Origin of the sequence: Anaerotignum neopropionicum, assembly GCF_001571775.1 — a bacterium.
Lineage (GTDB): Bacteria > Bacillota > Clostridia > Lachnospirales > Anaerotignaceae > Chakrabartyella > Chakrabartyella neopropionicum.
In genome coordinates, this window is the sequence record NZ_LRVM01000007.1 from 14,657 (window position 1) to 41,393 (window position 26,737).

Below are 26,737 nucleotides of genomic sequence, written 5' to 3' on the forward strand. Positions count from 1 at the left end.
TGGTATGTCATTGTTGTCGGTAAAAAATTTAACCATTCGTTTTGGCGGTCTTTTAGCCGTAAATGATTTTAACTTAGAAATAGGTGAGCAGGAGCTATACGGTCTGATTGGGCCAAATGGTGCTGGTAAAACCACGGTTTTCAATATGCTAACGGGGGTATATACACCAACGGGTGGCTCCATTACCTTTGATGGGGAGCGTATTGATGGAATAAAGCCCTACAATATTACGGCAAAGCATATTGCCCGTACTTTTCAGAATATTCGGTTGTTTGGGAATTTGACGGTGCTTCAAAATGTTATGATGGGCTATGATTATCAAGCCAAATCAGGGCTTTTTTCGTCCATTATTCGTACACCCAAGCAAATTAAAGAGGAAGAAAAAATGCATGAGGATGCTATGAAGCTTTTGACCATTTTTCATATGGAGGACTTGGCAGAAGAAAAGGCAAAAAATCTTCCCTATGGGCAGCAACGCCGCTTGGAAATTGCAAGGGCACTGGCGGCAAATCCAAAGCTTTTGCTTTTGGATGAACCGGCGGCAGGTATGAATCCCCAGGAAACTGCGGAATTAACAGAATTGATTCGCTGGATTCGTGATGAATTTAAAATTTCAATTTTGCTCATTGAGCATGATATGAAGCTGGTTATGAATGTTTGTGAAAAAATTACTGTGCTATCCTTCGGGCAGCTTTTGGCAGCGGGTAAGCCAGAAGAAATTCGCAACAATCCCCGTGTCATTGAAGCGTACTTAGGAAAAAGGGGGGCGTAATATGCTTAGAGTAGAGAATATTGATGTGTATTATGGCATGATTCATGCAATCCGCGGCTTAAGCCTAGAGGTAAACGAAGGAGAAATTGTAACTTTGATTGGAGCCAATGGCGCAGGAAAAACAAGTACGTTACGAGCAATATCGGGTCTAAATCCAATTAAAAACGGAGAGATTTTTTATGAAAATGCCAAGGTGGATAGTTTAGATGCCCATAAACTGGTTGGTAAGGGCGTATCTCAGGTTCCGGAAGGCCGCCGAATTTTTGGGGATCAAACCGTTGAGGAAAATCTTCTTTTAGGGGCATACCTTAGAAAAGATAAAACCGAAGCAAAAAAGACCATGGAAGAGGTTTTTAAAAGATTCCCTAGAATTTTGGAACGGAGAAAGCAGATGGCAGGAACCCTTTCTGGAGGGGAGCAGCAGATGTTGGCAATTGGAAGAGCACTAATGGCGAAACCAAAATTGTTGCTGTTGGACGAACCCTCTATGGGGCTTGCACCCATTATTGTGGAAGAAATTTTCGATATTATTAAAGAAATCCGAGAGCAGGGAACAACAATTTTGTTGGTTGAGCAAAATGCAAACCTAGCGCTTCAGCTTGCAGATCGGGGCTATGTTTTGGAAACAGGAAGTATTGTTTTAAGTGGCAATGCCAATGATTTATTAAACAATGAAGCGGTTCAAAAGGCATATTTAGGCTAGTGAAAAAGGGGGGAGAGAGCGTATGCAGCATTTTGTAATTGCTATTACAAGAAAATGCGGTTGCGGCGGAACGACAATCGGACAGCTTTTGGCGGACGAATTTGATATTAATATGTACGACAGAGAGCTATTGCAGCTGGCATCTGAAGATAGTGGCATTCATTTAGAGATGTTTGAAAAAGCCGATGAACGGATGAAGGGCAGCTTGCTTTACCGTATATCGAAAAGAGTTTATGGGGGTGAGCTGATTGCGCCTGAAAGCAATGACTTTACTTCAGATGAGAATTTATTTAATTATCAGGCAAAGGTATTAAGAGAATTGGCAAGGGATGAATCTTATGTTGTAATTGGCCGTGCTGCTGACTTCATTTTAAAAGGCTTGCCCAATGTTTTTTCCTTTTTTTTGTTTGCCGATGAATCCGATTGTGTAGCACGAATTAAGAATAAAATGTGTTACTCCCAAAGTGAAGCAATGAAGTATATTAAAAAGACGGATAAATTCAGAAGTGAGTATTATACCTATCATACAGGGCAAAAATGGGAGGATCCATTGCACTATGATTTAAGCATTAATACAAGCAAACTAGGTGTTCAAAAAACGGCAAAGCTCATTCAAGAGTATATTAAATTTCATATTTCTGATTTGCTTTAACGGTTTAATAAGTTGCGTATTACTATAAAGTAGAATTTACGATCCTTTGTAAGCTTCACAAGTGTTTATTGGGTAAGAATCAAACGCTTGGCTGAACCCCCTTATTGACTGGAATAATATAAAGATTCCAGGATTATAAGGGGGGTGTTTTTTTATAAAAAATTACGCAGATAAATTACAAATGTAATTTGCATTTTTTCTTGCAATTTGATAAAATAGATTTTATAAAAAAAAAATAGAAAATTTTGAGATTTTGTGGGGTTTTTTAAAAAAAGTGAAATTTTACGTAAAATTTTGTAACTTTTTATTAATAGTTAATTGGATTTTGTTTTGTTATGATTAATGTAATAGAATAATATAACAAGAGACTTTTGAGAAATGGAAAACCTGTGAAATTTTTTTATGAAGCAAAATTAACGATACTATGTCAAAGGATAAAGCCCAAGGATGAAGAAAGTTATTAGGTGGCAATAGAGATGAGATACTTACCCATACATCAAATAGAAGAAGACTCAATATTGGCGATTCCTGTGTATAACGACGGCGGAAGTATTCTTTTAAATGCGAATACTGTGTTGAAGCATTCCTATATTAACAGGCTAGCTAATCTTGGCTATGCAGGGCTATATATTTATGATAACATTTCCGATGGAATTGTTGTAAAAGAATTGCTTACCGAACAGCTTAAAAGAAATACTGTAAGTGCATTAAAGTCAGTTAATTTAGATGCATGCAGGCTGATGGCACATTCTATTGTTGATGAATTGATGAATAAATCCGATGTTTCATTGGACATGGTCAACATTGCGTCATTTGACAATTATACATATATCCATTGCCTCAATGTGGCGGTTATATCCGTAATTGTGGGTATTGGCATGGGGTTAAATTATACGCAGTTAAGAGAGCTTTCTGAAGCAGCACTTCTTCATGATATTGGGAAAATTGCCATAAGTCTGGATATTTTAAATAAAATTGAAAAGCTGACAGAAGAGGAAATGAATATTATGCGTTCCCATTCTCAACTAGGCTATGATATCATAAAAGATAATTATTTGATTTCGGGCTTGGCAAAAAATGCCGTTCTTTCTCATCATGAAAATGAAGATGGAAGTGGTTATCCTCGTAAGCTCATAGGAAAATATATACATTTATATGCAAAGATTATTCATGTCTGTGACGTTTATGATGCATTGGTGTCAAACAGGGTCTATCGTAAGGCAATGAATCCGGCGGATGCCCTTGAATATTTGATGTCAAATTGTTATATAATGTTTGATGTAAATTGTGTGAAAAAGGCAATGGAGTTTATTTCTCCTTATCCCACGGGAATTACCGTTCTGCTCTCTAATGGACAAGAAGCAATTGTTGTTCAGCAAAATAAGCTTAATCATGCAAGGCCAAAAATTGTAATGATTAAAAACCACGAAGAGATTGATTTAATGAAGGTTTTCAATTTGACCATTGTAAAAATAATAACTTAAGAAATATAGAACTCCCCGCACCCTTTTTTGCAGCGTTTGATCGCAGAAAAAAGGGCGCAGGGAGTTTTTTGGACTTTGGGAAGCTTATTTTGCGCCTTTTGTTTCTGTTAGGGAGAGACCAATGTGAAGCTTCAAAATTCAGTGATACATAGGTTGGGCAAAATAAGGGATAGTCCAAGGATTTAATGCAAAATTATTTGAGAAATCCACCTGCTTTGCAGGACAAGCCTATTATCTGTACTCAGTTACTTCTATGCCATAGCTTTTAAAAATATCGTAAGCATGGCTTATTTGATCTTCCGTAGGTGTTGTAAATTTAATGAATTTGTCTTCTATACCCAAAGAAATATATTTGGCTTTCCCAAGCTCATGGTATGGAAGCAATTCAATTGTGGCTAATGGCAAGTTGTTTCGAATAAATTGTGCCGTTTTCTCCAGATTTTCATCAGCTAAATTTACTTCCACAATGGTGGGTATTCTGATTGTCATGGGAACTCCTGCGGCATATATTTTTTTTGCATTTTCCAGTATTAATTCGTTGCTATGGCCGGTAAATTCTTTATGCTTTTCACTGTCCATGTGCTTGATATCCAGAAAAATGTGGTCGAATTTCGGGATTAAATCTTGTACTACTTCGAAATTAAAATAACCGCAGGTTTCAACCCAGCTGTTAACACCTAATTCTTCAAATCTATCTAATAAAACGCGCAAAAATTTATGTTGTAAAAAGGGCTCGCCGCCAGAAAAAGTAACACCTCCCCCGGAATATCGAAAAAATAAAGCATCTCTTTCTATTTTATGGACTAAATCATCGGCACTTTTTTCGGAACAAGCAATATCCAAGGCTTTTTGTGTACAAACCTCCACGCATTTTCCGCAAGCAGTAAAGATATCGTTGTGACGGTCCATTTTACATGGGACTAGGTTCACGGGGCAAGCTTGGGCGCATTTCATACAACCAATACATTTATGCCTGTAAAAGACTAATTTACTTTTAGTTGTCCAAGATTCGGGGTTGGCACACCATTGGCACCGCAGCTTGCAGCCTGCAAGAAATATGGTTGTTCTTACGCCATCACCATCATGGATAGAGTAGTCCTGCAACTGAATGACGATGCCCTTATTTGAACATTCTCCCATAAATATCACCTATCTTTAGATGCCCACTCCAAAAGGAGTAGGCAAGTTTTTTTCATTACATGGTTGTATGCGCCGTTCTAGCAATGATTGCTTCTTGCATTTCCGGAGATAGATTTACAAACTGGGTACTGTATCCGGCAACACGCACCAAAAGGTCCTTGTATTCCTCGGGATTTTTCTGGGCTTTCCGAAGCACCTCTGTGGAAAGGGTGTTAAACTGAACATGGAAGGCACCAAGGGAAAAATATGCCCGTATGATATTGCCTAAGTCTTTTCTTCCCTTTGGCGTTTTTACCATTTCTTCGCTTAAACGCAAATTCAGCAAGGTGCCACCTGTGTGGACATCATGGTTCATTTTTGCACTAGAACGCATTGCCGCAAGGGGACTGGAAACATCGCTTCCTGCATAAGGGGAAACACCCTCTGTAATAGGTTTTTTGGCTTCTCTGCCGCAAGGAGTTGCACCAACTACCTTGCCGGTTGGAATATAGTTGGAAATTCCCATAAAGGCAGAGTTGAATTTGGAACCAAAAATATCCTTATGTGATCGGGTTTCTTTGTAGTAGTAATTGGCGATTTCTTTTGCAATATCATCTACATAATCATCGTCATTGCCGTATTTGGGTACACGCAAGGCCTTCGCTCTCAAATCCTCATAGCCAACCCAGTTTGCATTTAAAGCATTATTCAGTTCTGCCATGGTTGTGACTTTATCTTCATAAACAAGTTTTTTGATTACCGCAAGGGAGTTTGCAACCACTGCAAGGCCGATTCCTGTAAGCACGGGACCTACGTTATAGTGAGCGCCGCCGTTAGAGAGGTCTTTACCGTTTTTGATACAATCCTCAATGCAAGTGGAAAGAAAAGGGCGAGGAACAAGCTGTGTATGTAGCTTTTGTGCAACAACGGTTGCAACAACGCTATGATAAATTAAATTTTTCATTTGCTCCAGTGTTGCATTTTTTACTTCCTCAAAGGACGCATAGCTTGCAGCAGGCTTTGCATCCAGTCCCATTTTTTCGCCGGTAAGTCTGCTTTTTCCTTCATTTAAAGCATATTCCAAGGCGGCGGCAAAGTTGATGTTTACGGCTGCTGTCCATTGCCCAGTTTTGCGAAAATGGGGTACAACACAACCGCAGTTGCTCCAATCCCTGGCATCTTCAGGTTCATAGCCAGCCTGTAGAAGCATCTGAGCACCTGCTTGATCGTTGTGAATTGCAGGAAAGCCTGTACCTTTGCTTACAAGCGCTGTTACGGCATCTAAGAATTTTTGAGGGCAATCGGAATGAATTCGTACACTTAAGCCGGGCTGATGTGTTCTAACCTTATCTGTCGCCTCAAGACAGATATAGGAAAGCTCGTTGGTTGCATCTGAACCATCGCGCTTTCTGCCACCAACGGTAAGGTTTTGGAATTGGTTATAGCCAGCGAAGTACCCTGTTGTATTTGCAGAAATTGTCCAAACCCATTCGGAAAATTTCAGCCAAAGGGCCTGCACCAATTCCTCTCCGGCTTCTTTATTGAGTACACCCCCTTTGATATCAGCGTCAAAGAAAGGGAACATATACTGGTCGAATCTGCCGGGGTTGAGCGCCAGAGGATTTTCGGAAATAATTGCGCCCAGTTGCACAAACCATACAAACTGAACGGCTTCGTGAAAGGAGTTCGGCGGATTTGCGGGAACATTACGACAAACCTTTGCAATGCATAAAAGCTCTTTGCATCGTTCCTCGTTATGCTCCTCTTTTGCCATTTGCTCTGCTAAAGCCGCATATCTTTCAGCAAAGCGCATAATACCTTTGCTGGTTAAAATTGTTGATTTGTAAAAAGTAATTTTATCCAAATCCTCAGGGTTTGCAAAATCCAGCTTAGCCAAGGCATCTTCTGCCTGCTTTAGGATGCCTTGAAAGCCCAACGGAAATAAAACATCCTGGTAGTCCGGCGTTGTTTCTCCAACGGCTTGACGCCATTTTGAGTCATTATCCACAATACCTGTGTCAACTGCAATTTTTGCTGTTTCTGCAGGAAGGATAGAAAGAAAATGCTCTTCCAGAGATTTGCCCTTCCAGTAGGGGAAGATATTTTTTCGAACGTAAGAGCGCTGTTCATCCGTCATTTCGTAAGGGTCTTGGGGACGCTTGTCAAATTGATCCATTTCCTTGTCAACCCATTTCCATGAAAATTCCGGCGTAAGAATTCCGCTTCTTCGAAATTTTCCGGCAGTGCCCACAATTAGCTCATCTTCAAAAATTTTAACTTCAAATTCATTGCAGAAATCATAAAAAGCCTGGGCTCTGCGTATGGGGGTGGGCAGCCCTTCTGTGCGCATGTGGGATTCAGTAAAAATTCTGGCCCTTTCTATGCAGACAGATGGTTTGGAGTTAACATAATTTTGACGGAGTCGTTCAATTCTTTGTGTAGTATTCATAGTACACCTCCTGGTTCTGGTTGGAATGTGATTTTATTAGAAAGACAGAGGGCATGTTGATCTATAAAACCATCTTGCGTTATACAATAAATTTTCTTTGGAAAATGTACGTTATAACGCTCATAATATATTTTTAATATGGCACAGCCCGTTAGTTTTGTCAATAGAGATAATTGCAATATTGCGGAATAGTTTTGTTAAGATGGTAAATATTCAGACGTTAAGTATGAATATAAGTATAAATTATCTCAAGGGATAAAAATGAAATATTTGAAAAACCAAAGAATAATTTGCAAAAAATAGTATTGGGATTTGCGGTTTTATGCAAGATAATATTGGGAATGAAAAGGAATAATCATTTGAGTCAGAAGAAATAAAAAAAGCGGCAAAAACATAAGGTGTTTTCGCCACTGAGAGAGAAGCCAAGTCAAAACCTCGAGGGCGTTGCTCTTAAGTACCTACAAGGATTTCTTCTCAGCACTTTGTGCCGCAAAGCTGTCCTTCGGGCAAATGGCACTTCTTCGCCATTACACCCTTGACCCACCGAAACCGCATAGTACGGAGCTTCGCAAAAGTTTTTAATCTTACTTTTTTCAAAAAGCAAGTGGATTAGGGGCATCACTTTTGCTGCGCAGGAGCCGGCTTCGCCGTCTGCCCTATTTAGGCGTGCGTGGGCAACGCCCGAGGTTTGCCAATTACAGCATATTTTATTTATATTTGATTACATTATGGAAAATAGTTTCCTCATTAGAAGGATTGGCATAAACGTGGTTTAGCTCGCCTTTGAAGGATATTGCATCACCCTCCGTTAGCAGATAAGCCTTCTCGTCAATTGTCATTTCCAGTTGTCCTTTAATTACTACAATATATTCGTTTAACACGTTTGTGTGGGGAAAAGAGGCATGGCGACAATGGGGGTTTAGGTGAATTTGTAAAAAATCCAACCCGGAAATGGGATCAAAAGGGAAAAAATTATAAAGGAGCATATCTCCGTTTTCCTCTTTGATAGGGTAGATTTCCCCGATATTTAATACATGGTTTTCCATTGAAGGCTGTGAAATAAAGTTGGAGAACGTGACTTTATAGCCTGTTGATATTTTCCAAAGGGTTGAAATCGTTGGGATAGATTCACCTCGTTCAATTTGTCCAAGCATAGCCTTTGAAACTCCCGTAAGACGTGCGGCAGTATCCAGACTGATTCTCATTTCTGTACGAATTCTTCGCATTTCTTTTCCGATATTGGGTGGCATACTATACATTTTGATCTCCTCTATATCACCATGACAATAAATTTCTTTTTCTGAAATGCTATTATAGCAAAAAGAAAATTTAAAGGCAACTTTTTTCACTTATTATACAGCATGGATTGAAAATTTGTGAAGAATTGGCTGGGAAATTGAATATGAATTTGATGAAAAATTGAATCAGACAATGCCCCAAGGCTAGGGGTTTTCCATAACGTTTTACCGTTGTTAACGTTGCGGAAATTAAATAATACAAAACAACTCTAGCCACAATACGAATTGTGGTGTCAACGGACAAACATATTATGGACGAAAGAATGTAGTGTTCATTCCGCAAGCCGGACAGAAGGTTTTTTGTAAAATGTAGAAAATTATATAAAAAACATTGCAAATATACGGATATTCCATAAACCTTCCTCATATATTGAATTGTATGGATACAGTTGGAAATCAAAGGAGGAAATTACGGTGGAGAAATTCGATATTTATAAGGATATTGCGGAAAGAACAGGCGGGGATATTTATATTGGTGTGGTTGGCCCTGTGCGTACAGGAAAATCTACCTTTATTAAGCGTTTTATGGATTTATTGGTATTGCCCAACATTTCCGATGTTCATTCCAGAGAGAGGGCAAAGGATGAACTGCCTCAATCGGCATCGGGAAAGACAATTATGACAACGGAGCCTAAGTTTGTGCCCAATGAAGCAGTTCAGATTACCCTTGGGGAAAATACAAATATGAGAGTTCGTATGATTGATTGCGTTGGGTATTTGGTTCCGGAAGCGGAAGGGCATATGGATGGGGAAATGCCCAGAATGGTACATACACCTTGGTCTGATGAGGCGATGCCGTTTTTGGAAGCGGCGGAAATGGGAACGAAAAAAGTTATAACAGATCATTCTACCATTGGCATTGTGGTGACAACGGATGGAACGGTGACTGAATTATCCAGAGAGAATTATATTGAGGCAGAGGAAAGAGTCATTCAAGAGCTGAAGGACATGGGGAAGCCTTTTGTAATTCTTTTGAATACAGCAACACCTTATAGCGATGCAACAGCTATACTGGTTCAGGATATGGAGGAAAAATATGGTGTTCCTGTAATTCCTGTGAATGTTGCCCAGCTAAAGGCGGATGATATTAAAATGATTCTGGAGCGCGTGTTATATGAATTCCCCATGCGTGAAATACGGTTCTATTTCCCCGGCTGGGTGGAAACGCTGGAGGATGACCATTGGTTGAAAAAATCCTTGGTTGAGGGTTTGAAGGAAATTATGGATAAGGCGGATCGCTTGGCCGATGTTTCCAATGCCATTGTTGGTCTTGAGAGTAAAGACTTCCTAAAGAAAGTTTTTTCTGATCGCATACTGCCTGGTGAGGGGGCGGTGGATGTTGCCCTAACCTTTGATGACGGTTTATTCTATCGTATTTTAAGCGAAACCGTTGATTTACCCATTGAAAACGACTATGCATTAATTTCCACCATTCGGATGCTTTCGGAAACCAAGAAAGAATACGATAAGATTGCTACAGCCCTCAATGATGTAAAGCGTAAGGGCTATGGGGTGGTTACGCCTGTATTTAATGAAATCGTACTGGAAAAACCCGAGGTGTTTAAGCAAGGAAGCCGCTATGGCATTAAGCTTAAGGCAAAGGGTGAGTCAATTCACTTGATTAAAGCGGATGTAGAAACAGAAGTTTCTCCCATTATTGGAAATGAGGAACAGTCCAGAGAGTTTATTGATAACTTAATTGCAGATTATGAATCTGAGCCTGAAAAGATTTGGGATTTGAATATTTTTGGTCGTACGTTAAGCTCCATGGTCAGCGATGGCATGCAAAACAAGATTTATCGCATGCCCGAGGATGCACAAATTAAAATGGCAGAAACCCTGCAAAAGATTGTAAACGAAGGAAGCGGCGGTTTAATTTGCATTATTCTTTAATGCGCAAAACGGTTGTTGTCGAAAGACAACAGCCGTTTTGTTTTGGTAAACCTATGTTCAGACTTATGTAGTGTAAAGGGGGTCTTCTTAAAATTAGTTGGGGGGGGAGAAGAACGAGTGATACCACATAAAATTGACAGAAAGGGTTAAGAGTTTCTTAATTGAAAAAAAGGTGGGGTTACAGTATGATGTACAAGATATGATAGTTTTTTATGAACAGAATAGAAGGAAGAGAAATGGGAAAAAGAAAACGTAGGAAAAAGGGGAGAGCAAGAGGATGCTTGTTAGTATTTCTCACCATTATAATTTGTGTGGTTTCTTTACACTATGTACAATATAAGTGGACCGCCTTACATGTGCCCTATGGAGAGAAAATAAAAGAGAATGATTATGATTGGAGTAGGCTGACCATAGATGAAAAGGGACGAAAACAGTATACCAATCAGGAAGATGAATCTGCCTTTGTGGGTATTGATGTATCCAAATACCAAGGAGATATTGACTGGGGGAAAGTGAAAAATGATGGCATAGAATTTGCCATAATACGAGGGGGCTATCGAGGCGCAGGAAATGGTGAAATTGTGTTAGATGAGAAATTTTTAGAAAATATTCAGCAGGCAGCTGATGTAGGAATTAAAATAGGAGTATATTTTTTTTCACAAGCAATTACTGAAGCAGAAGCCATTGAAGAAGCAAATTTTTTACTGGAACATACCAAAGAGTATACCATTACCTATCCCTTTGTTTTTGATATGGAGGAGTTTGTGACAGAAGAAAATAGGATTGATACATTAACGATTGCGGAACGCATGGCCATTACCCATGCATTTTGCGATACCATTCAAGCATCTGGAAAAAAAGTTATGATTTATGGCGGAAACAGTTGGCTTTTGTACCGATTACAACCCAGTGAAATTCAACAGTACGATTTATGGCTGGCCCAATATTCTGGAGAGCCTTCTTATCCTTATCAATTTCAAATATGGCAATATAGTGATGCTGGCATGGTGGATGGCATTGCAACAAAAGTGGATATGAATCTTTCTTTTTATGATTATAGCAAGAATGAGGACAATGAAACGGAAAGGACAGGCGATTGAAGGGAGAAGCAAAAATATTTTCAAGCAATATCTTTTCATGCCAAACAAATATGGTAAAATACGATTAAGTACATAGGATGCGTGACCATATTCCATCAATGGAAAATACAGGGGTGAAGTAAATGACATTATTCATCGTAGAGGATGATTTTGAATTAAGAAAAGAATTAATAACATTTCTCGAAAAATGTGGCTATGATTGCAAAACCAGCAATGATTTCACAAATATTGTAAAGGATGCGTTAGAAGCAGAACCTGATCTAATTTTATTGGATATCAATCTTCCCTATTTTGACGGATATCATATTTGTCGTGAAATACGAAAAGTATCCGATGTGCCAATCATTATAGTGACAAGCAGGAATACAGATATGGACGAGTTGATGAGCATGAATCTGGGAGCAGATGATTTTGTCACAAAGCCTTATAATACACAGATTTTACTTGCACGCATCAATGCCATATTAAAACGAGCAGAAAAAGTGGGGGATGCTTCCGACTTAAAGTATAATGGTCTTACTGTGTATACAACAAAAAGCAAGGTTTCTTTCGCCGATAAAAGTGTTGACTTAACAAAAAATGAGTTGCGTATTCTCTGGATTTTTATAAAAAATCAAGGTAATATTGTAAGCAGAAATGATTTGATGGATGAGCTTTGGCAATCGGATGAATTTGTGGATGATAATACACTCACGGTGAATGTGAATCGTCTGCGAAAAAAGTTGGAACAAATCGGAGCCGTCAATTTTATCCAGACCCGGCGAGGGCAGGGGTATATTCTATGAAGCTGATAAAATATTTGAAAGATAAAATCCTTTTTATTGTTTTACAAGCTGCTATTTGCATTTTTCTTTTTTTTGTTCTGAAGGTTTACCATGTAAACAACTATGCAAGTACACTTACGATTTTATCTGTTATTTTTGCAGATATTTTTTGGCTAATATTTGATTACACTTACCGTTCTATCTATTATAAAAAATTGCTAAATAACCTTGCACAGATGGACAAAAAACATTTGATTGCCGGACTTCTGGAAGAAGCACATTTTACGGATGCAGAAATTATGAGTGAGGTTATTAAAGAGACAACGAAAGCAATGAACGATGAGATAGCAGCCTACAAAATAACGCAAGACGAATATCGAGAATATGTTGAAACATGGATTCATGAAATTAAGACACCCCTTTCCTGCATTGATATCATCTGCAAAAACAATCGTAATGATGTTACCCGTAAAATTGCGGAAGAAACACAGAAGGTGGATAATTATATTGAACAGGCGTTGTTTTACGCCCGAAGCACAAATGTAGTGGCAGATTATTCAATTAAGAAATTAATTCTTGCCGACGTAGTAAAGAATACGGTGAAAAAAAATTCCAAGCAGTTAATTGCTTGTCATACACAGGTGTATTTTGAACTAAATGATTTTACGGTTTATGCAGACGAAAAATGGTTGGATTTTATCATTGGTCAGATTATTGCAAATAGTATAAAATATAAAAAAGAAACACTGGAGCTTTCTTTTTTTGGAAGCGAAAATCAAGACAGTGTTATTCTTTCTATAAAGGATAATGGCATTGGAATTCCGGAAAGTGACCGATCCAAAGTGTTTGAAAAAGGGTTTACGGGAAAAAATGGTAGGGCGTATGCAAAATCAACAGGCATTGGGCTGTACCTTTGCCGAATCCTTTGTGAAAAAATGTATTTGGGCCTGAAAATAGAATCAGCCGTGGAGGAAGGAACCACACTGCAAATTATCTTTCCAAAAGACAGACAATTATTTATGAAATAATAATAATGTAAAGAGGTGGGTTATAAATCTTACATCAGGGTGTCGATAAGTCAAAACCTTGCGGGTTTTGCCCTCAAACACCTACAAGGACTTCTACTCAGCACTTTGCTCCGCAAAGCTGTCCTTCGGGCAGGTGGCACTTCTTTGCCACTGCGTCCTTGACCCACCTGAACCCCCCCCATAAAATGAGGGTTCTATAAAAGTTTTTTGTCTTGCTATTTAAAAAGGCAAATGGGTTTGTTTACGCTCCGGAGGTCAGTTATAATACTGGCCTTTTTTGTTTGGTGACAATATTGTTCGTTTTCTGTAAGCATAATCAATGTTACATAGTATCCGTGTTTGTTATAATGAAATCACATTAGGAAAGGAGTCATTGATTATGAAGAATTTAGCTCGTATCATTTTAAAAAATATGGCAATTATCGCTGTCTTTACAATTTGTACATACGGATTTACAGAAATACCTCCCATTGTTACAAAAGGATATGATATGTATCGGAATGCAGTCAATTTGGAGAGCATCTCAGACAAGATTGAGAATTTGAAGCAGGATGACAGCTATGTAACCATAGATGAAATATCGGAAGAATTCAAAAAGCAGATTCTTCAGTCAGAAGACAGCCGATTCTATCATCATTTTGGTATTGACCCTATTGCGACGGTTAGGGCAAGCGTTCATAATATTCAGGCCGGTAGTTTTGTGCAGGGCGGCAGCACCATTACGCAACAACTTGCAAAAAACCTTTATTTTTCCTTTGAAAAGAAATTGGAACGAAAAGTTGCTGAGGTATTTGTTGTATTTGAATTGGAACATTTGCTTACAAAAGATGAAATATTGGAACTATACTGCAATGTTGTTTATTATGGGGAGGGGTGTTATGGTTTGCAGGAAGCTACGGAGCATTATTATAACATTTCACCGGATGAATTATCTGAGGAACAGGCATCGGCTTTAGTTTTTACAATTAAAAGCCCCAATTATTACAATCCCAACGTATACGAAAACGCAGCAGCATAAGTCAGCGTGACAAAAATGGTTGTTATCTGTAAAAAACAGCAGAGTACAATTATAATCTGCATACATAGGTGAACCATTTATGCAAAACCTATATAATTTTCAGGTGTTTTCACAAAAAATCAAAAAATGATTGCGTATAACAGGAAAGGAAGTTTACTATGAACACAATTTTAAAGGTGCAAAGTCTACAAAAATATTATGGAGGAAAAGGAAATGTTACCAAAGCGATAGATAACATTAGCTTTAGCGTTGAAGAGGGAGAGTACATTGGAATTATGGGAGCTTCCGGCAGCGGCAAAACAACTTTGCTGAATTGTATTTCGACTATTGACAGTGCAACAGCCGGACACATTTTCATTGATGGAATGGATGTAACGCAGATGAAATCCTCCGCACTATCAAAGTTCCGCAGAGAAAAGCTGGGTTTTATATTTCAGGATTTTAATTTGCTGGATACATTGACTGCACATGAAAATATTGCATTGGCATTGACAATTATTAAAACTCCTCCCAAAGAAATTGATGGCAGAGTAAGAACAGTGGCAGAGCTTTTGCATATTTCAGATGTGCTGGAAAAGTACCCGTATCAGATGTCAGGTGGACAGAAACAACGAGTTGCCTCAGCCAGAGCCATCGTTACCAATCCCAGTCTGATTTTGGCGGATGAGCCCACTGGCTCATTGGACTCAAAATCTGCAAAAATGCTGTTGGAGAGTTTTAGAAACCTCAATGAGCAAATCAACGCCACAATTTTAATGGTAACCCATGATGCATTTACTGCAAGCTACTGTAAACGGATCCTATTTATCAAAGATGGAAAATTGTTCAATGAACTTGTACGGGAAAATGAAACACGCAAAGCGTTTTTTGACCGCATTATGGAGGTCATTGCACTTCTTGGAGGTGACCTTAATGCTGACTAAATTAGCCTTTAAAAATGCCGGAAAAAGTGTGCGTGATTATGCCGTATATTTCTTTACCCTTGTTTTAGGTGTCTCCATTTTCTATATGTTTAATTCTATTTATGCCCAAAAGGATATCATGGTGGTAACAGAATCGCTGAACGATACAATGATAGCCCTTTGTCAGCTTTTATCAATAATTTCTGTATTTGTTGCAGTGGTTCTGGGATTTTTGATTGTTTATGCGAATAATTTTTTTATCAAACGCAGAAAAAAGGAACTGGGCATCTATATGACCTTAGGCATGGAAAAAAGCAAGATTTCCACTGTTCTTGTGCTTGAAACGCTGGTGATGGCAATTGCCGCATTATTGTTGGGTCTTGTCGTGGGTGTTTTCGGCTCACAGTTTATGTCTGTATTTACGGCAAGCATATTTGAAGCAGATATGACGGGATTTCGATTTGTATTTTCCCTTGATGCTCTTGTGAAAAGTGTGCTCTACTTTGCTATCATTTTTGTTGTTGTAATCCTATTTAATATTGCCGCAATAAACAGATACAAACTTATTGATTTGATTTACGGCGGAAGAAAAAATGAAGAATTGAAGGTTCGAAACATTTGGGTATCAATTGGTATTTTTTGTGTATCTATTATGTCTCTTGCAGCAGCTTATATATTGATTTTAAAAAACGGTATGATTAATATCAATAATTTGTTTTTTTCCTCCCTTGCGTTGGGTACTGTGGGAACGCTTCTTTTTTTCTTTTCGGTTTCCGGAATATTTATAAAGCTGATTCAGTCAAGAAAAAAAATATACTATAAAAATCTTAACATGTTTGTTACAAGACAGCTTTCTTCCAAAATCAACACAAATTTTGTTTCTATATCCGTTGTTTGCATTGTGCTGTTGTTGGTAATCGGCATATTTTCCTGTGGGTATAGTGTACAAAGTTCATTTTCCAACGAGCTTAGGGAAAATATTAAATATGATTTTTCCTTATACGGAGATTCTTCTTTTGAAACAACGATTTATGAAAGCCTGCCTGAAGATGTGAAGGAACAGGATATTACATGGCAGGAATATTCCGTTTATAATTCCGGAGAAAAGCTGCACTATTCAGATTTTCCGCTGAACTTTTCTTCTGGTCTTATTAATTTGAGCGAAGATAGTTTGAATATTATCTTGCTGTCAGACTATAACAAAATGCTTGAAATGCAGCAGGAGCAGGAAATTTCTCTTGGCGAGGAGGAATACCTGGTTCTTGCGCCCTATGAATTTTTCCAAGATACTGCCCGCCAGTTCGGTGAAAATAATATTTCACTTCCTCTGTTTGACGGTGTTACTCTGAAACCCATTGATAATACTGTTTCAAGAATTATGATGGAAATTCAGGGATTTGGGGGCATTTACTTTGTAGTAAGCGATTGCTATGAACAACAGATCAAAGAGCTTTCTGATACCAGCAATCGAATCTTAAACATAAACTGCAAAAGTGATGAACAGGCAAGCCAGGTGAAGGCGAGCTTGGAAAAGCAAAATGGTGATGATGACAATAATAAAGCTTATTATTATTTTGACAGTAAGCAGGGTATTTATGAGAACTCAGTTGGCGTGAAAGCAATTGTATCCTTTTTGGCTATCTACCTTGGAATTGTATTTATGATTTCTTGTGCGGCTATTCTTGCCATTCAGCAGCTTTCAGAGGCTGCAGACAATAAATCAAGATACGAATTGCTTCATAAGCTGGGGACGGATAAAAACATGATAAATAAAGCACTATTCAAACAAATTTTATGCTATTTTCTTATGCCTCTTTTATTGGCAGTGGTTCACTCGGTAGTGGGTATTACCGCAGCAAATGAAGTGATTAAGATTTTTGGACGTATTGATGTTACAAAGAATATCATAGTGACCGCTTGTGTTATTATTGGTGTTTATGGTGCTTATTTTGGGCTCACCTATATGGGAAGCAAAAGTATAATTAGCAAGTAAGAGAAGGATGGAAAACAGGAAAAAAGATTTTTTGTATGCCTGAGGATGCACAAATTAAAATGGCAGAAATCCTGCAAAGGATGGTAGACGAAGGAAAAGATGGTTTGATTTGCATGATTCTGTAATAAAGAAAACGGTTGTTGTCGAAAGACAACAGCCGTTTTCTTTTGCGCTGACGCTTTAATAAAGCTCTTTCCTTGATTTTAGGTGATGGGTGGAAGCGGTTTTTAACCTTTATTGTTATACTCTGGAGAACATCGGTGTTCTCAGTGTAATTATTGATAGGATGTGTTTCCGTTTAGTGGCAACGGCATAAGCTTTGGTAATAAAAAAAGAGAAACAGGCATAGTGTGTATTTAGGAAAAGCTTACCATGATTAATATGGAAAACAGCAAAAGGAGGAAAATTATGGCATGTTTTGTTGTACCTATGGCAGAAGCGATTGTTGTTTCTGTAGTAAAACATATGGTGGCAAAGAAGGAGGAACAGGCGTTATTAGAAGCTTCAACTCCGAGGGCAGGAGAAAATTCTTATGTAATGAAAGAAAAAACCATCTCACAAACTGGTTTAAGCTGGACACGGAAATTAACCTGGCTGAATGCTTTGTTATGGGGTGGCGTAATCTTATTGGCAGTGGAACATATATGGTATGGGGAAGTTATTCTATGGCCACCATTTTTAACAGCAATGAGAAATCCAATGGATATACCCATTATGCTTCATGAAATGGCTACTATTGGTACATCTATGGCGATTTTTGTAACATTGGTGTGGGGGAGTATGGTTTTTGTTGTGGAACAAAGAATGAAGCATAGTTTACGCAAAGGCTTCAACAGGAATTAAAGGAGGGATGGTATGTATTTTATCATTACTGCGGTAGCTGCGGTTTTAACCACGTTATTTTGGTATAGGCTTTCTGAAGATAAGTATCAGTTGAGTACACTTTGTTTTATCTATTGGGGCGCAGCACTCATGTGGTTTGTGGATCATGTGATTGCCTTTTTCATGGAAGGTGGGGAATTTTTTGAAATAACGCTGGATGCAACCATGTTGGGACTTACTGTTGTTCTTTCTGGATTTTTTTTATGGGTGCTGATGCTACTTGTAAAAGCCAGAAAGGGAACGCTGAAAAATTAAGGTGTTTAGGTATGATATAGAAATGGGGTGGCTTTATGATAAAGCTGGTTGCCACAGGGAATCGCTTCATGAAGGATGACGGTATTGCAATCAAGATTGCCGAGAATTTGGAGCAAAGCCTACATCAATTAAATATTGAGGTTATTATCGGTGAAACTGACTGTCAAAGTTGTTTTTTTTTCATAAATCCCGAGGATTTCGTGTTTATTCTTGATGCGTTTTATGAAGGAGCTGAGCCGGGAAGTGTTCATTTATTCAGCCTTGAAGAAGTCATAGCCCAATCTTCAGCATCTTTTATGCAGCATGATATGAATATGATTGAATTAATGAAGCTTTATAAAAGTGAATGGAAAGGCTGTTTTATTGGCGTTGAAATTGCCGAAATAGGCTTTGGGGATGAGCTTAGTCCAGTTTTGCAAGAGAAGTTCCAAGAAATTTGTTGGGAAGTGGAAAAAAACATAAAAAAAATTATACAGGAGGAAATCACTGATGCATGATACCTTTTTAAATCAAAACCTATATGAAGCAATTGTTGGATTGTGTGAAGAAAATGCAATGGGAAAAATTACAAAATTGGTTATTACAGTACATACGCACAGCCATATCAGTGAAAGCAGTATTCGAGAGTATTTCGCCGATAGAAACAGCAAACTTATTGGAGCGTGGACAGATATTGTGGTAGAAAAGAAGGAAATAGAGCCCCTAACTGCAACGATTGAGCAAATTGATGGAGAGAAAAATGGATGAGTAACTTCCTAAGTTATTTGATACATATACGTGGAATTGTACAAGGGGTTGGGATGCGACCCTATATTTACAAAACGGCAAAGGCCTTTCGGCTTACCGGCTTTGTAAAAAACAAAGGATCTTCGGTGGAGATTGTTATTTCCGGCGAGCAATGGGCAATTGATGGTTTTTTATATGAATTGACAAGCAATCCACCACCAAATGCAACGATCTATGACATTAGTGTGACACCCCATACAAAAGCGCATTTTCGGGATTTTAAAATTTTGCATAGCTCCCAGAATCAGCAGATGCAAGACTCCATTCTTCCTGATCTTGCGGTATGTGAAGAATGTATGGAAGACATCCGAAATCGGCAGGATAGGCGATTTGAGTATGCGTTCACAAATTGTACAAATTGTGGCCCCAGATATTCCATTTTAAAAGATTTGCCCTATGATAGAGAAAATACATCCATGCACTGCTTTTCTATGTGCCCCCAATGCAGGGAGGAATATAAAAATCCCCAGGATAGAAGGTTCCATGCACAGCCAAACTGCTGCCCCGTTTGTGGGCCAAAGTATTCCTTGGGAAATTGCATGGGTGAACCAATGGAATGCGAAAGCCCCGTGGAAAAGACAAAGCAATTATTAAAGGAAGGGAAAATTATTGCCATAAAAGGGATTGGAGGGTATCACCTTGTGTGCAATGCACAAGACGAAGCTGCAATTGCCACCCTAAGAACCAGAAAGAAGCGGCCGCATAAGCCCTTTGCAATTATGGCAGCAGTAGTGGAGGATGTGTTGGAAATTTGTACAGTAAGTCCCAAGGAAAAAGAAACCCTTGCAAACAATCAACGCCCCATTGTATTACTGAATAAAAAGGGGAATGCTTTGCTTCCTGAGATAATCGCACCGAGGCTTCATCAATACGGCGTAATGCTGCCCTATACACCCCTTCATTATTTTCTTTTTGAGGACAGTTTAAAATATTTGATTATGACCAGTGGTAATATTAGCGGGATGTCCATTTGCTATAAAGATGAGGATGCTTTAACGCAATTAAGTGAAGTGGCCGATTATTTTCTCATACATAATCGTGAAATTATGACGCCCATTGATGATTCGGTTATCAGGGTTTTGGGGGAGGATGTGTTGATTAGCCGCTGTGGCAGGGGCTATGCGCCCATGTCGTTGCCTTTGGATACACCCTTCGAAATTTTAGCGTTGGGAGGAAATCAAAAAGCATCTGTTTGTTTTCTCCATCATAAGCGTGCCCATATCAGCCAATATTTAGGAGAGCTTAATTTTCTGGATGCTTGCAATGAATACATAAGTGTCATTAATAGGCTAGGCTGTCTGCTAAATGCCAACCCCAAGTTTTTTGCCCATGATTTACACCCCAATTTTTTTTCCACCCAATATGGGAAGACGCTTGGAAAAAAGTCCATAGCTGTTCAGCACCACCATGCTCATATGGCAGGATGTATGGCGGAGCATGAATTTTGTGGCGTTGGAATCGGCATTATTTTTGACGGTACGGGCATGGGGACAGATGGAACTATATGGGGCGGCGAGTTTTTGGTTGGCAGCAGAGGGGAATTTAAAAGGGTAGGGCATTTAGAGTGCGTTACGTTACAGGGGGCAGATTCTGCAATTGAGGCGCCTTGGAAATGCGCTTTATCCTATCTTCATACAATGAATGAAAATATAGAGCTTTATCTCCCTAATATCGATAAGCAGCAGTTGCAGGTGATAAAAAAAGCGTTACAAAATAATGTGAATTGTTATCAATCCTCAAGTATGGGTAGATTTTTTGACTGTGTTGCTGCCCTTACCTTGCACCGCAGCCAAATTTCCTATGAAGCACAGGCGGCTATTGAGCTTGAAAGCATGGTGGATGCAGCCATAACGGAGGAATATGATTTTTCCATATCTGAAACCGAGGGTGGTTTTATATTGCGATATCAAAGCATCCTAAAAGGTGTATTGGAGGATTTGAAAAATCAACAGCCTGTTTCTGTCATATCTGCGAAATTTCACAATACAATTTCAAGAGCAACTGTAGTATGTGCTTGCCACATCAGAGAAAAATTCAACTTAAACAGTATTTTTTTAAGCGGCGGCGTATTCGAAAATTCGTATCTCTTAAAAAATATTGTTTTCGGACTAACAAGATCCGATTTTCAAGTGTTTTACAACAGAAAAGTGCCGTTAAATGATGGTGGCTTGTGTTTTGGCCAAGGCGCGGCGGCGGCGTCTATTTTGGAGGGGGGAGCTTATGTGCCTAGCAATTCCTACGAAGATTACTTCCGTACAGGGCAACTATGCTTATGCCGAAACCATGGGAATTCGGCAAAAAATTAATATTCAGTTAATCGAAAATCCCATGCCCGGTGACTTTGTGTTATTACACGCAGGGTTTGCCATTGAAAAGATTGATCAAAGGGAATACATATTTCTGAATCATACACTGAATGAGATGATAAAAGATGATGAAAACAAACCAAGAATATAAAAAAACAATACGAATTATGGAGGTTTGCGGTACGCATACTCAGGCAATCGCAAAATCAGGAATCCGATCTATGTTGCCGAAGCATGTTGAGCTATTATCCGGCCCCGGTTGCCCTGTGTGCGTTACCGGTGAAGCTTATATTGATGCCGCCATTCGTTTGTTAGATGATGACAATGTAATTCTTGCCACCTTTGGGGATATGTTAAAGGTGAGAGGTGCTTTTTCAAGTCTTTCTGAAAAAAAAGGCAAGGATAATATAATCACCGTATATTCGCCGGAGGATGCAATCGCATTGGCACAAAAAAAACCGAATAAAACAGTTGTATTTCTAGCAGTCGGCTTTGAAACCACGGCGCCTATTATTGCCGCAACCATAAAAAATGTATATGAAAATGGAGTGGAAAATCTCTTTTTTTTCACAGCCCTAAAACGTATGGAGCCAATTCTGCGTTTTATCCTTGAAGATGAGGGGAATCAGATAGACGGGCTCATTTGCCCCGGTCACGTCGCCTCGGTTTTGGGAGGAGAAGCATTTCGGTTTGTGACGGAGGAATTTCATCTTCCTGCGGTAATATGTGGATTTGAAGCAGAGGATATGAAAATGGGAATCTACAGTCTTTTGGATCAGATCCAGGGAAAAAGCCCTGTTTCTTTTCTTAATTTATACAAACCATGTGTCAGTCATATAGGGAACAAACTGGCGAAGGAATATATGAACGAGGTATATCAAATAGAGGATGGATATTGGAGAGGAATCGGAAAGGTTTCAAATTCTGGGTTAGGTTTGCGGGGGAAATATCAAAGATTGGATGCAAAAAAAAAGTATCTTTTTTCAGAGGAAATAATTTCGAAACCATCTGCCTGCCAATGCAGGGAAATTATACTTGGTCGAAAAGCGCCATATGAATGTAAGCAATTTGGTGTAGATTGCACGCCTGAAACGCCCTTGGGGCCTTGCATGATATCTTCCGAAGGGGCTTGCGCCGCTCACTACAGGTACGGGAGGGGAAATCTTTGACAAATAAAATCAAGTTGTATCACGGGGATGGTGGTGCAAAAACAAATGAATTAATCAGTCAGGTGTTTCTGAAATACTATGGCGATGGCATGGAATCTTCCCTAAGTGATTCTTTTGTTTTTACGACAAAAGAAGCAAAGCTTGCCTATACAACAGATAGCTTTGTGGTGCAGCCCCTGTTTTTTCGTGGCGGAGATATTGGCAAGCTTGCAGTCTGCGGTACGCTGAACGATCTTACAACGGCGGGGGCGAAGCCCATTTACATCAGCGCAAGCTTTATTATTGAGGAGGGCTTTGACATAGAGGATTTAAGGAAAATAGCCCAATCTATGGGGGAGGTTTGCAAAAAAAACGGCGTTAAAATTGTTACGGGAGATACCAAGGTGGTTGAACAAGGCTGTGGGGATGGATTATTTATAAATACCTCGGGGATTGGTGTTGTGTCAGAAAAATTTGTGCCTTCTGAAATTGAACCGGAGGATGAAATTATCATCACAGGGACCATTGCAGAGCATGGTACCGCCATATTGCTTGATCGGTATGATCTTTCCATAGAAACAGACATCATAAGCGATTGCTGTGCCTTGAATCATCTTATTACCAACTTAGACATGGAGCTTCCATACATAAAGCTGATGAAAGACCCAACAAGGGGCGGCATCGCAACGGTACTCAATGAAATTGCAGTCCATGTGGGCTATAATGTGGAGCTCATAGAAAATAATATTCCAATCTGTCCCCAAGTAAAAGGGGTTAATGATATTTTGGGAATAGATCCGTTGTATCTTGCGTGTGAAGGCAGAATGCTTTTGGTGGTAAAAAAAGACTTTGGATGCAGAGTTCTGCATGCATTAAAAATATGGGGTTATAAGGATGCACAGATCATAGGTCATTTTGCGAAGGAGAATCAAAGGCTTGTTTATTTGCAGACAGACATTGGAGGAAAACGTTTGCTTCCCAGCCTGGAGGGGCAGACTGTGCCAAGAATTTGTTGACATAATTGCAAGGGTTCGTTAAAGGAGGCTTTTTATGGAGTTTGATTTATTCGTAGAATCTATTTGCAAAAGTGTGAGTCAAATACATGGGGATATGGAGGCACTTTATGCAAATCAGAATATAAATGAACTTCAAACGTTAGACCATTTGAATCGAGAAATTATGATATTAGAAGGCAAGCTGCAAAGGTTTCGGGAATCAAATCAACAAAAAACAGAAGAAATCCATGCGTTTCAGTCTGTAAACAATTCGTGGAAAGGAAACGAAGTGAACACGAGAGCGATTACGCGGGAAGAATTGGCAATGAGTGATGGCAGGAATGGAAATCCTGCATATGTTGCAGTCAATGGGTTCGTTTACGATGTAACAAACAATCCAACTTGGGCGGCGGGCACGCATTTTGGTCTTAGTGCCGGGCATGATGTGACAGAGGAATTTGCAGCTTGTCATGCAGGGCAGAATATTCTGGATAAACTGCCTGTGGTTGGTTTTTTAGCCTAATCAAAGGGGTGAAAAATTTGAGTGCAGAAAGCTTTCAATGTCCTTACCAAGAAAGCAAACTAAAGTCTACCGCAAACCTTGTGGCAAGGGCGCAAAGTGAAATCATGAGTGAAAAATTAGAAAAGGTCAATCTTGTTTGGCTTGAGTTAAATGGATGTGCAGGCAATATTATTTCCCTGCTAAACGGCCTAAATCCGGATTTTCAGTATCTTATGACGCAGATGAGCAACTTTCTCTATAGCAATAGCTTACTTGCGGCTGAGGGCAGCGAGGCTATGGATGAGTTGTTCAACGTTATTGGTTCTACTTTTATTCTTGCGGTGGAGGGAGCGGTTTCTTTAAAAGACAATGGTGTTTATAATATTATAGGTCGTCAGAAGGAGCATGCTGTGACAGGGCTGGAGGCAGTTCAAAAGCTGGGGGAAAATGCAGCATATGTTATAGCAGTTGGCGCATGCGCAGCCCATGGCGGTATATCAGCGGCAAGGCCCAATCCAACAGAATGTGTAGGGGTACATGAGGTCTTACAAAGAAAAGTAATTCAATTGCCGGGTTGTCCCTGTCATCCCGATTGGTTTATGGGAACCCTTGCATACATTATGCTTTATGGGGAGCCGCCTCTTGACAGCAGAAATCGTCCTTTGATGTTTTATAGCACAACCATCCACGACAGATGTCCAAGAAGGTCTTATTTTGATCAGGGTATTTTTGCAAGTAAGCTTGGAGAAAAAACCTGTATGTTTAAAATGGGTTGTCGTGGCCCTGTAACACGTATTGATTGCCCAATCCGTCAATGGAATGGTCATGTCAATTGGCCTGTGGAGGATGATTCCCCTTGTATTGGGTGTGCGCAATTTGGCTTTCCTGATGCCATGGAGCCCTTTATTACTTTTAATACGACGAGAGGGGAGCAAGGATGGCAGAAAAAATAACGATAAACCCCGTTACACGCATCAGCGGTTTTATGGAAATAGAAGCAGATATTGAAAATAATATAGTAGTGGATGCAAAAACAAAAGGACTGATGTTTCGTGGATTTGAAAAAATGTTAATTGGCAGAGCCCCTTTTGATGCCATTTATTTTACCCAGAGAATCTGCGGAATTTGTTCCTCCGCACATTCCATAGCATCGGCCCTTGCTTTGGAAAGCGCTATGGATTTTGCTCCATCAGAGCAGGGGAGGTATCTGCGGGATATTGTTCATGGGTGTGAGTTTTTACAAAATCATTTAAGACATTTTTATCAATATACACTGCCGGATTTTATAAAATTGCCGGAAAATTATCCCCTATTTAAAACGGATCACAATGATTATAGACTCCCCAAAAATCTCAATGACAAAATGGTTGAGGATTATTTTGCTTCACTTGCCCTCAGTCGAAGTGCGCATCAAATGTTAGCCATACTGGGGGGGAAAGCACCCCATAATCATGGTGTTTTTATCGGTGGCATTACGGCATCGGCGACCATAGATAAGATTATTGCACTAAAATCAATTCTTGATCAGATTGAGCAATTTATCAACGACAAAATGATTCCTGATGTATTTAAAATTGGCGAATATTATTCCGAGTATTATCATATTGGCAGAGGCTATGGCAATTTATTAAGCTATGGCTGTTTTAATAACTACAAGGATTTAGGGACGTTATATGTAGACCCCCTTGTATATTCAAATAATACAATTACACCTTTTCATGAGGATGAAATATCTCAGGGGAATGAAAATGCTTGGTATGATGATAATGATGAGGCGGATATTCAAAAGCCTCAAGCATATTCATGGATAAAAGCGCCCAGGTACAATAATCTTCCTTTTGAAGTGGGACCCTTGGCAAGACAATGGCTTTGCGGTGATTATAGAAATGGAATCTCAACTATGGATCGAACAATTGCAAGGGTGCTGGAAGCTAGAAAAATCGCAAAAATTATGAAAGAGCTTATTGCTCATTTAATCCCCGACGTATCTGTGCAGGAAGAATATACGGTGCCGGAAAAATCCATGGGGAGCGGATTGACGGATACGACGAGAGGTGCCCTTGGCCATTGGCTTTCCATAGAAAATCAAAAAATAGCTTTTTATCAAATTATTTCCCCTTCAGCTTGGAATTTATCAACACAAACGGCAAACATAAAGGGAACTGGCGAGCAGGCATTGATTGGAGCACCTGTGAATTCCGTAGACACTCCTGTTGAAATAGGAAGAATTATACGTTCTTTCGACCCATGTGTATCTTGCGCTACCCATGTTTTTTGCAATGGTCAGCATAGGAATATTATACAGGTGGTATAATTGCAGTATTTTTTAAAAGCAGGAAAAAATTTTGATATAGAAATGAATAAGGGAGCAGATGAAAATGGCATGGGAAATTAAGAGGGGAAATTATCCCAGGACGGTATTTTTTTCTGATTCATTATAGGATACACTGCGATTAAAAATAGCAGCTTTGGATTGTCAATGGTTATTACATTACGATTGACAATCCTTTTTTTATGTGAAGCATTTTACAATTATTATGATTATTTAGGAATGCACTGATTCATACTGTAGGCATAGCGAATGGGTAAATTTTTTGATTGGGCATGGTCAAAAAGCCTGGCAATAGGGTTGCTATTCTTGCGTTTTTTTCCTTGCTAAACAAAAAAATTTCTCCACCATCTGCGCAC

Annotated in this window: 26 protein-coding genes; 23 read left to right on the forward strand and 3 right to left on the reverse strand. The window is 39.2% G+C overall.

What is annotated here, in order from left to right:
* The first annotated feature begins 4 nt into the window (after positions 1–4).
* The 4 genes from CLNEO_RS10770 (at position 5) to CLNEO_RS10785 (ending at position 3,611) form a co-directional block, all read left to right on the forward strand.
* Positions 5–772, forward strand: coding sequence for an ABC transporter ATP-binding protein (locus CLNEO_RS10770; protein WP_066088609.1), 768 nt, complete (start codon positions 5–7; stop codon positions 770–772).
* A gap of 1 nt (position 773) precedes the next feature.
* Positions 774–1,475: an ABC transporter ATP-binding protein gene (locus CLNEO_RS10775; protein WP_066088612.1), complete on the forward strand. Its 702-nt coding sequence runs from the start codon at positions 774–776 to the stop codon at positions 1,473–1,475.
* Between the two features lie 22 nt (positions 1,476–1,497).
* Positions 1,498–2,127: a cytidylate kinase-like family protein gene (locus tag CLNEO_RS10780; protein WP_066088615.1), complete on the forward strand. Its 630-nt coding sequence runs from the start codon at positions 1,498–1,500 to the stop codon at positions 2,125–2,127.
* Positions 2,128–2,603: 476 nt separating this feature from the next.
* Entirely contained in the window at positions 2,604–3,611 is a 1,008-nt protein-coding gene (locus CLNEO_RS10785; RefSeq protein ID WP_066088618.1) for an HD-GYP domain-containing protein, read from the forward strand.
* Positions 3,612–3,842: 231 nt separating this feature from the next.
* Here CLNEO_RS10785 and CLNEO_RS10790 read toward each other — a convergent pair whose 3' ends face one another.
* From CLNEO_RS10790 to CLNEO_RS10800, 3 genes are all read right to left on the reverse strand, one after another.
* Positions 3,843–4,751 (reverse strand): glycyl-radical enzyme activating protein, encoded by a 909-nt coding sequence (locus tag CLNEO_RS10790; protein WP_066088621.1) that lies wholly within the window; start codon positions 4,749–4,751, stop codon positions 3,843–3,845.
* Between the two features lie 55 nt (positions 4,752–4,806).
* Positions 4,807–7,179 carry a glycyl radical protein gene (locus tag CLNEO_RS10795; RefSeq protein WP_066088624.1) on the reverse strand — a complete coding sequence of 791 codons (2,373 nt, stop codon included), beginning with the start codon at positions 7,177–7,179 and terminating at the stop codon, positions 4,807–4,809.
* A 707-nt stretch (positions 7,180–7,886) separates the two neighbouring features.
* Positions 7,887–8,438 (reverse strand): helix-turn-helix domain-containing protein, encoded by a 552-nt coding sequence (locus CLNEO_RS10800; RefSeq protein WP_066088627.1) that lies wholly within the window; start codon positions 8,436–8,438, stop codon positions 7,887–7,889.
* Between the two features lie 453 nt (positions 8,439–8,891).
* On the opposite strand from CLNEO_RS10800, the gene spoIVA reads away from it, so the two are divergent.
* The 19 genes from spoIVA to CLNEO_RS10885 all read left to right on the forward strand — a co-directional run bounded on the left by spoIVA (position 8,892) and on the right by CLNEO_RS10885 (position 26,363).
* The gene (gene spoIVA / locus CLNEO_RS10805) at positions 8,892–10,370 is read left to right on the forward strand and encodes a stage IV sporulation protein A (RefSeq protein WP_066088630.1); all 1,479 of its coding nucleotides are present in this window, start codon (positions 8,892–8,894) and stop codon (positions 10,368–10,370) included.
* A gap of 236 nt (positions 10,371–10,606) precedes the next feature.
* Positions 10,607–11,470, forward strand: coding sequence for a glycoside hydrolase family 25 protein (locus CLNEO_RS10810; RefSeq protein WP_066088633.1), 864 nt, complete (start codon positions 10,607–10,609; stop codon positions 11,468–11,470).
* Positions 11,471–11,592: 122 nt separating this feature from the next.
* The gene (locus CLNEO_RS10815; RefSeq protein WP_066088636.1) at positions 11,593–12,255 is read left to right on the forward strand and encodes a response regulator transcription factor; all 663 of its coding nucleotides are present in this window, start codon (positions 11,593–11,595) and stop codon (positions 12,253–12,255) included.
* Positions 12,252–13,262, forward strand: a complete 1,011-nt coding sequence (locus CLNEO_RS10820; RefSeq protein WP_066088639.1) for a sensor histidine kinase — start codon at positions 12,252–12,254, stop codon at positions 13,260–13,262. Before CLNEO_RS10815 ends, CLNEO_RS10820 begins: the two co-directional genes overlap by 4 nt.
* 379 nt (positions 13,263–13,641) lie before the next feature.
* Entirely contained in the window at positions 13,642–14,280 is a 639-nt protein-coding gene (locus CLNEO_RS10825) for a biosynthetic peptidoglycan transglycosylase (RefSeq protein ID WP_066088642.1), read from the forward strand.
* 158 nt (positions 14,281–14,438) lie between these two features.
* Positions 14,439–15,203: an ABC transporter ATP-binding protein gene (locus CLNEO_RS10830; protein ID WP_066088644.1), complete on the forward strand. Its 765-nt coding sequence runs from the start codon at positions 14,439–14,441 to the stop codon at positions 15,201–15,203.
* Positions 15,193–17,175 (forward strand): FtsX-like permease family protein, encoded by a 1,983-nt coding sequence (locus CLNEO_RS10835; protein ID WP_066088647.1) that lies wholly within the window; start codon positions 15,193–15,195, stop codon positions 17,173–17,175. The genes CLNEO_RS10830 and CLNEO_RS10835 overlap by 11 nt, the downstream gene beginning before the upstream one ends.
* Before the next feature lie 26 nt (positions 17,176–17,201).
* Positions 17,202–17,300 (forward strand): sporulation stage IV protein A, encoded by a 99-nt coding sequence (locus tag CLNEO_RS16760; protein WP_408605478.1) that lies wholly within the window; start codon positions 17,202–17,204, stop codon positions 17,298–17,300.
* Positions 17,301–17,583: 283 nt separating this feature from the next.
* Positions 17,584–18,018 carry a hypothetical protein gene (locus CLNEO_RS10840; RefSeq protein ID WP_066088650.1) on the forward strand — a complete coding sequence of 145 codons (435 nt, stop codon included), beginning with the start codon at positions 17,584–17,586 and terminating at the stop codon, positions 18,016–18,018.
* Positions 18,019–18,030: 12 nt separating this feature from the next.
* The gene (locus CLNEO_RS10845) at positions 18,031–18,312 is read left to right on the forward strand and encodes a hypothetical protein (protein WP_066088653.1); all 282 of its coding nucleotides are present in this window, start codon (positions 18,031–18,033) and stop codon (positions 18,310–18,312) included.
* Positions 18,313–18,347: 35 nt separating this feature from the next.
* Complete coding sequence (locus CLNEO_RS10850; RefSeq protein ID WP_066088655.1) at positions 18,348–18,809, forward strand: hydrogenase maturation protease; 462 nt, start codon at positions 18,348–18,350, stop codon at positions 18,807–18,809.
* Positions 18,802–19,059: a hypothetical protein gene (locus CLNEO_RS10855; RefSeq protein ID WP_066088658.1), complete on the forward strand. Its 258-nt coding sequence runs from the start codon at positions 18,802–18,804 to the stop codon at positions 19,057–19,059. Before CLNEO_RS10850 ends, CLNEO_RS10855 begins: the two co-directional genes overlap by 8 nt.
* Positions 19,056–21,404, forward strand: coding sequence for a carbamoyltransferase HypF (hypF, locus tag CLNEO_RS10860; RefSeq protein ID WP_066088661.1), 2,349 nt, complete (start codon positions 19,056–19,058; stop codon positions 21,402–21,404). The genes CLNEO_RS10855 and hypF overlap by 4 nt, the downstream gene beginning before the upstream one ends.
* On the forward strand, positions 21,319–21,555 hold the full coding sequence (locus CLNEO_RS16765; protein ID WP_083531972.1) for a HypC/HybG/HupF family hydrogenase formation chaperone: 237 nt from the start codon (positions 21,319–21,321) through the stop codon (positions 21,553–21,555). The genes hypF and CLNEO_RS16765 overlap by 86 nt, the downstream gene beginning before the upstream one ends.
* Positions 21,530–22,573, forward strand: a complete 1,044-nt coding sequence (hypD, locus tag CLNEO_RS10865; protein ID WP_066088664.1) for a hydrogenase formation protein HypD — start codon at positions 21,530–21,532, stop codon at positions 22,571–22,573. The genes CLNEO_RS16765 and hypD overlap by 26 nt, the downstream gene beginning before the upstream one ends.
* Positions 22,570–23,568, forward strand: a complete 999-nt coding sequence (gene hypE / locus CLNEO_RS10870; protein ID WP_066088667.1) for a hydrogenase expression/formation protein HypE — start codon at positions 22,570–22,572, stop codon at positions 23,566–23,568. Before hypD ends, hypE begins: the two co-directional genes overlap by 4 nt.
* A 34-nt stretch (positions 23,569–23,602) precedes the next feature.
* Positions 23,603–24,070, forward strand: a complete 468-nt coding sequence (locus tag CLNEO_RS10875) for a cytochrome b5 domain-containing protein (protein ID WP_066088670.1) — start codon at positions 23,603–23,605, stop codon at positions 24,068–24,070.
* Between the two features lie 17 nt (positions 24,071–24,087).
* The gene (locus CLNEO_RS10880) at positions 24,088–25,002 is read left to right on the forward strand and encodes a hydrogenase small subunit (protein ID WP_066088673.1); all 915 of its coding nucleotides are present in this window, start codon (positions 24,088–24,090) and stop codon (positions 25,000–25,002) included.
* Positions 24,987–26,363: a nickel-dependent hydrogenase large subunit gene (locus CLNEO_RS10885; RefSeq protein WP_066088676.1), complete on the forward strand. Its 1,377-nt coding sequence runs from the start codon at positions 24,987–24,989 to the stop codon at positions 26,361–26,363. The genes CLNEO_RS10880 and CLNEO_RS10885 overlap by 16 nt, the downstream gene beginning before the upstream one ends.
* Positions 26,364–26,737: the final 374 nt, after the last annotated feature.

Excerpts from the sequence above, each read along its gene's own strand:
- CLNEO_RS10770 (WP_066088609.1), top strand. The coding sequence starts at position 5 with ATGTCATTGTTGTCGGTAAAAAATTTAACCATTCGTTTTGGCGGTCTT.
- CLNEO_RS10775 (WP_066088612.1), top strand. The coding sequence starts at position 774 with ATGCTTAGAGTAGAGAATATTGATGTGTATTATGGCATGATTCATGCA.
- CLNEO_RS10780 (WP_066088615.1), top strand. The coding sequence starts at position 1,498 with ATGCAGCATTTTGTAATTGCTATTACAAGAAAATGCGGTTGCGGCGGA.
- CLNEO_RS10785 (WP_066088618.1), top strand. The coding sequence starts at position 2,604 with ATGAGATACTTACCCATACATCAAATAGAAGAAGACTCAATATTGGCG.
- CLNEO_RS10790 (WP_066088621.1), bottom strand. The coding sequence starts at position 4,751 with ATGGGAGAATGTTCAAATAAGGGCATCGTCATTCAGTTGCAGGACTAC.
- CLNEO_RS10795 (WP_066088624.1), bottom strand. The coding sequence starts at position 7,179 with ATGAATACTACACAAAGAATTGAACGACTCCGTCAAAATTATGTTAAC.
- CLNEO_RS10800 (WP_066088627.1), bottom strand. The coding sequence starts at position 8,438 with ATGTATAGTATGCCACCCAATATCGGAAAAGAAATGCGAAGAATTCGT.
- CLNEO_RS10810 (WP_066088633.1), top strand. The coding sequence starts at position 10,607 with ATGGGAAAAAGAAAACGTAGGAAAAAGGGGAGAGCAAGAGGATGCTTG.
- CLNEO_RS10815 (WP_066088636.1), top strand. The coding sequence starts at position 11,593 with ATGACATTATTCATCGTAGAGGATGATTTTGAATTAAGAAAAGAATTA.
- CLNEO_RS10820 (WP_066088639.1), top strand. The coding sequence starts at position 12,252 with ATGAAGCTGATAAAATATTTGAAAGATAAAATCCTTTTTATTGTTTTA.
- CLNEO_RS10825 (WP_066088642.1), top strand. The coding sequence starts at position 13,642 with ATGAAGAATTTAGCTCGTATCATTTTAAAAAATATGGCAATTATCGCT.
- CLNEO_RS10830 (WP_066088644.1), top strand. The coding sequence starts at position 14,439 with ATGAACACAATTTTAAAGGTGCAAAGTCTACAAAAATATTATGGAGGA.
- CLNEO_RS10835 (WP_066088647.1), top strand. The coding sequence starts at position 15,193 with ATGCTGACTAAATTAGCCTTTAAAAATGCCGGAAAAAGTGTGCGTGAT.
- CLNEO_RS10840 (WP_066088650.1), top strand. The coding sequence starts at position 17,584 with ATGGCATGTTTTGTTGTACCTATGGCAGAAGCGATTGTTGTTTCTGTA.
- CLNEO_RS10845 (WP_066088653.1), top strand. The coding sequence starts at position 18,031 with ATGTATTTTATCATTACTGCGGTAGCTGCGGTTTTAACCACGTTATTT.
- CLNEO_RS10850 (WP_066088655.1), top strand. The coding sequence starts at position 18,348 with ATGATAAAGCTGGTTGCCACAGGGAATCGCTTCATGAAGGATGACGGT.
- CLNEO_RS10855 (WP_066088658.1), top strand. The coding sequence starts at position 18,802 with ATGCATGATACCTTTTTAAATCAAAACCTATATGAAGCAATTGTTGGA.
- hypF (WP_066088661.1), top strand. The coding sequence starts at position 19,056 with ATGAGTAACTTCCTAAGTTATTTGATACATATACGTGGAATTGTACAA.
- CLNEO_RS16765 (WP_083531972.1), top strand. The coding sequence starts at position 21,319 with ATGTGCCTAGCAATTCCTACGAAGATTACTTCCGTACAGGGCAACTAT.
- hypD (WP_066088664.1), top strand. The coding sequence starts at position 21,530 with ATGATGAAAACAAACCAAGAATATAAAAAAACAATACGAATTATGGAG.
- CLNEO_RS10875 (WP_066088670.1), top strand. The coding sequence starts at position 23,603 with ATGGAGTTTGATTTATTCGTAGAATCTATTTGCAAAAGTGTGAGTCAA.
- CLNEO_RS10885 (WP_066088676.1), top strand. The coding sequence starts at position 24,987 with ATGGCAGAAAAAATAACGATAAACCCCGTTACACGCATCAGCGGTTTT.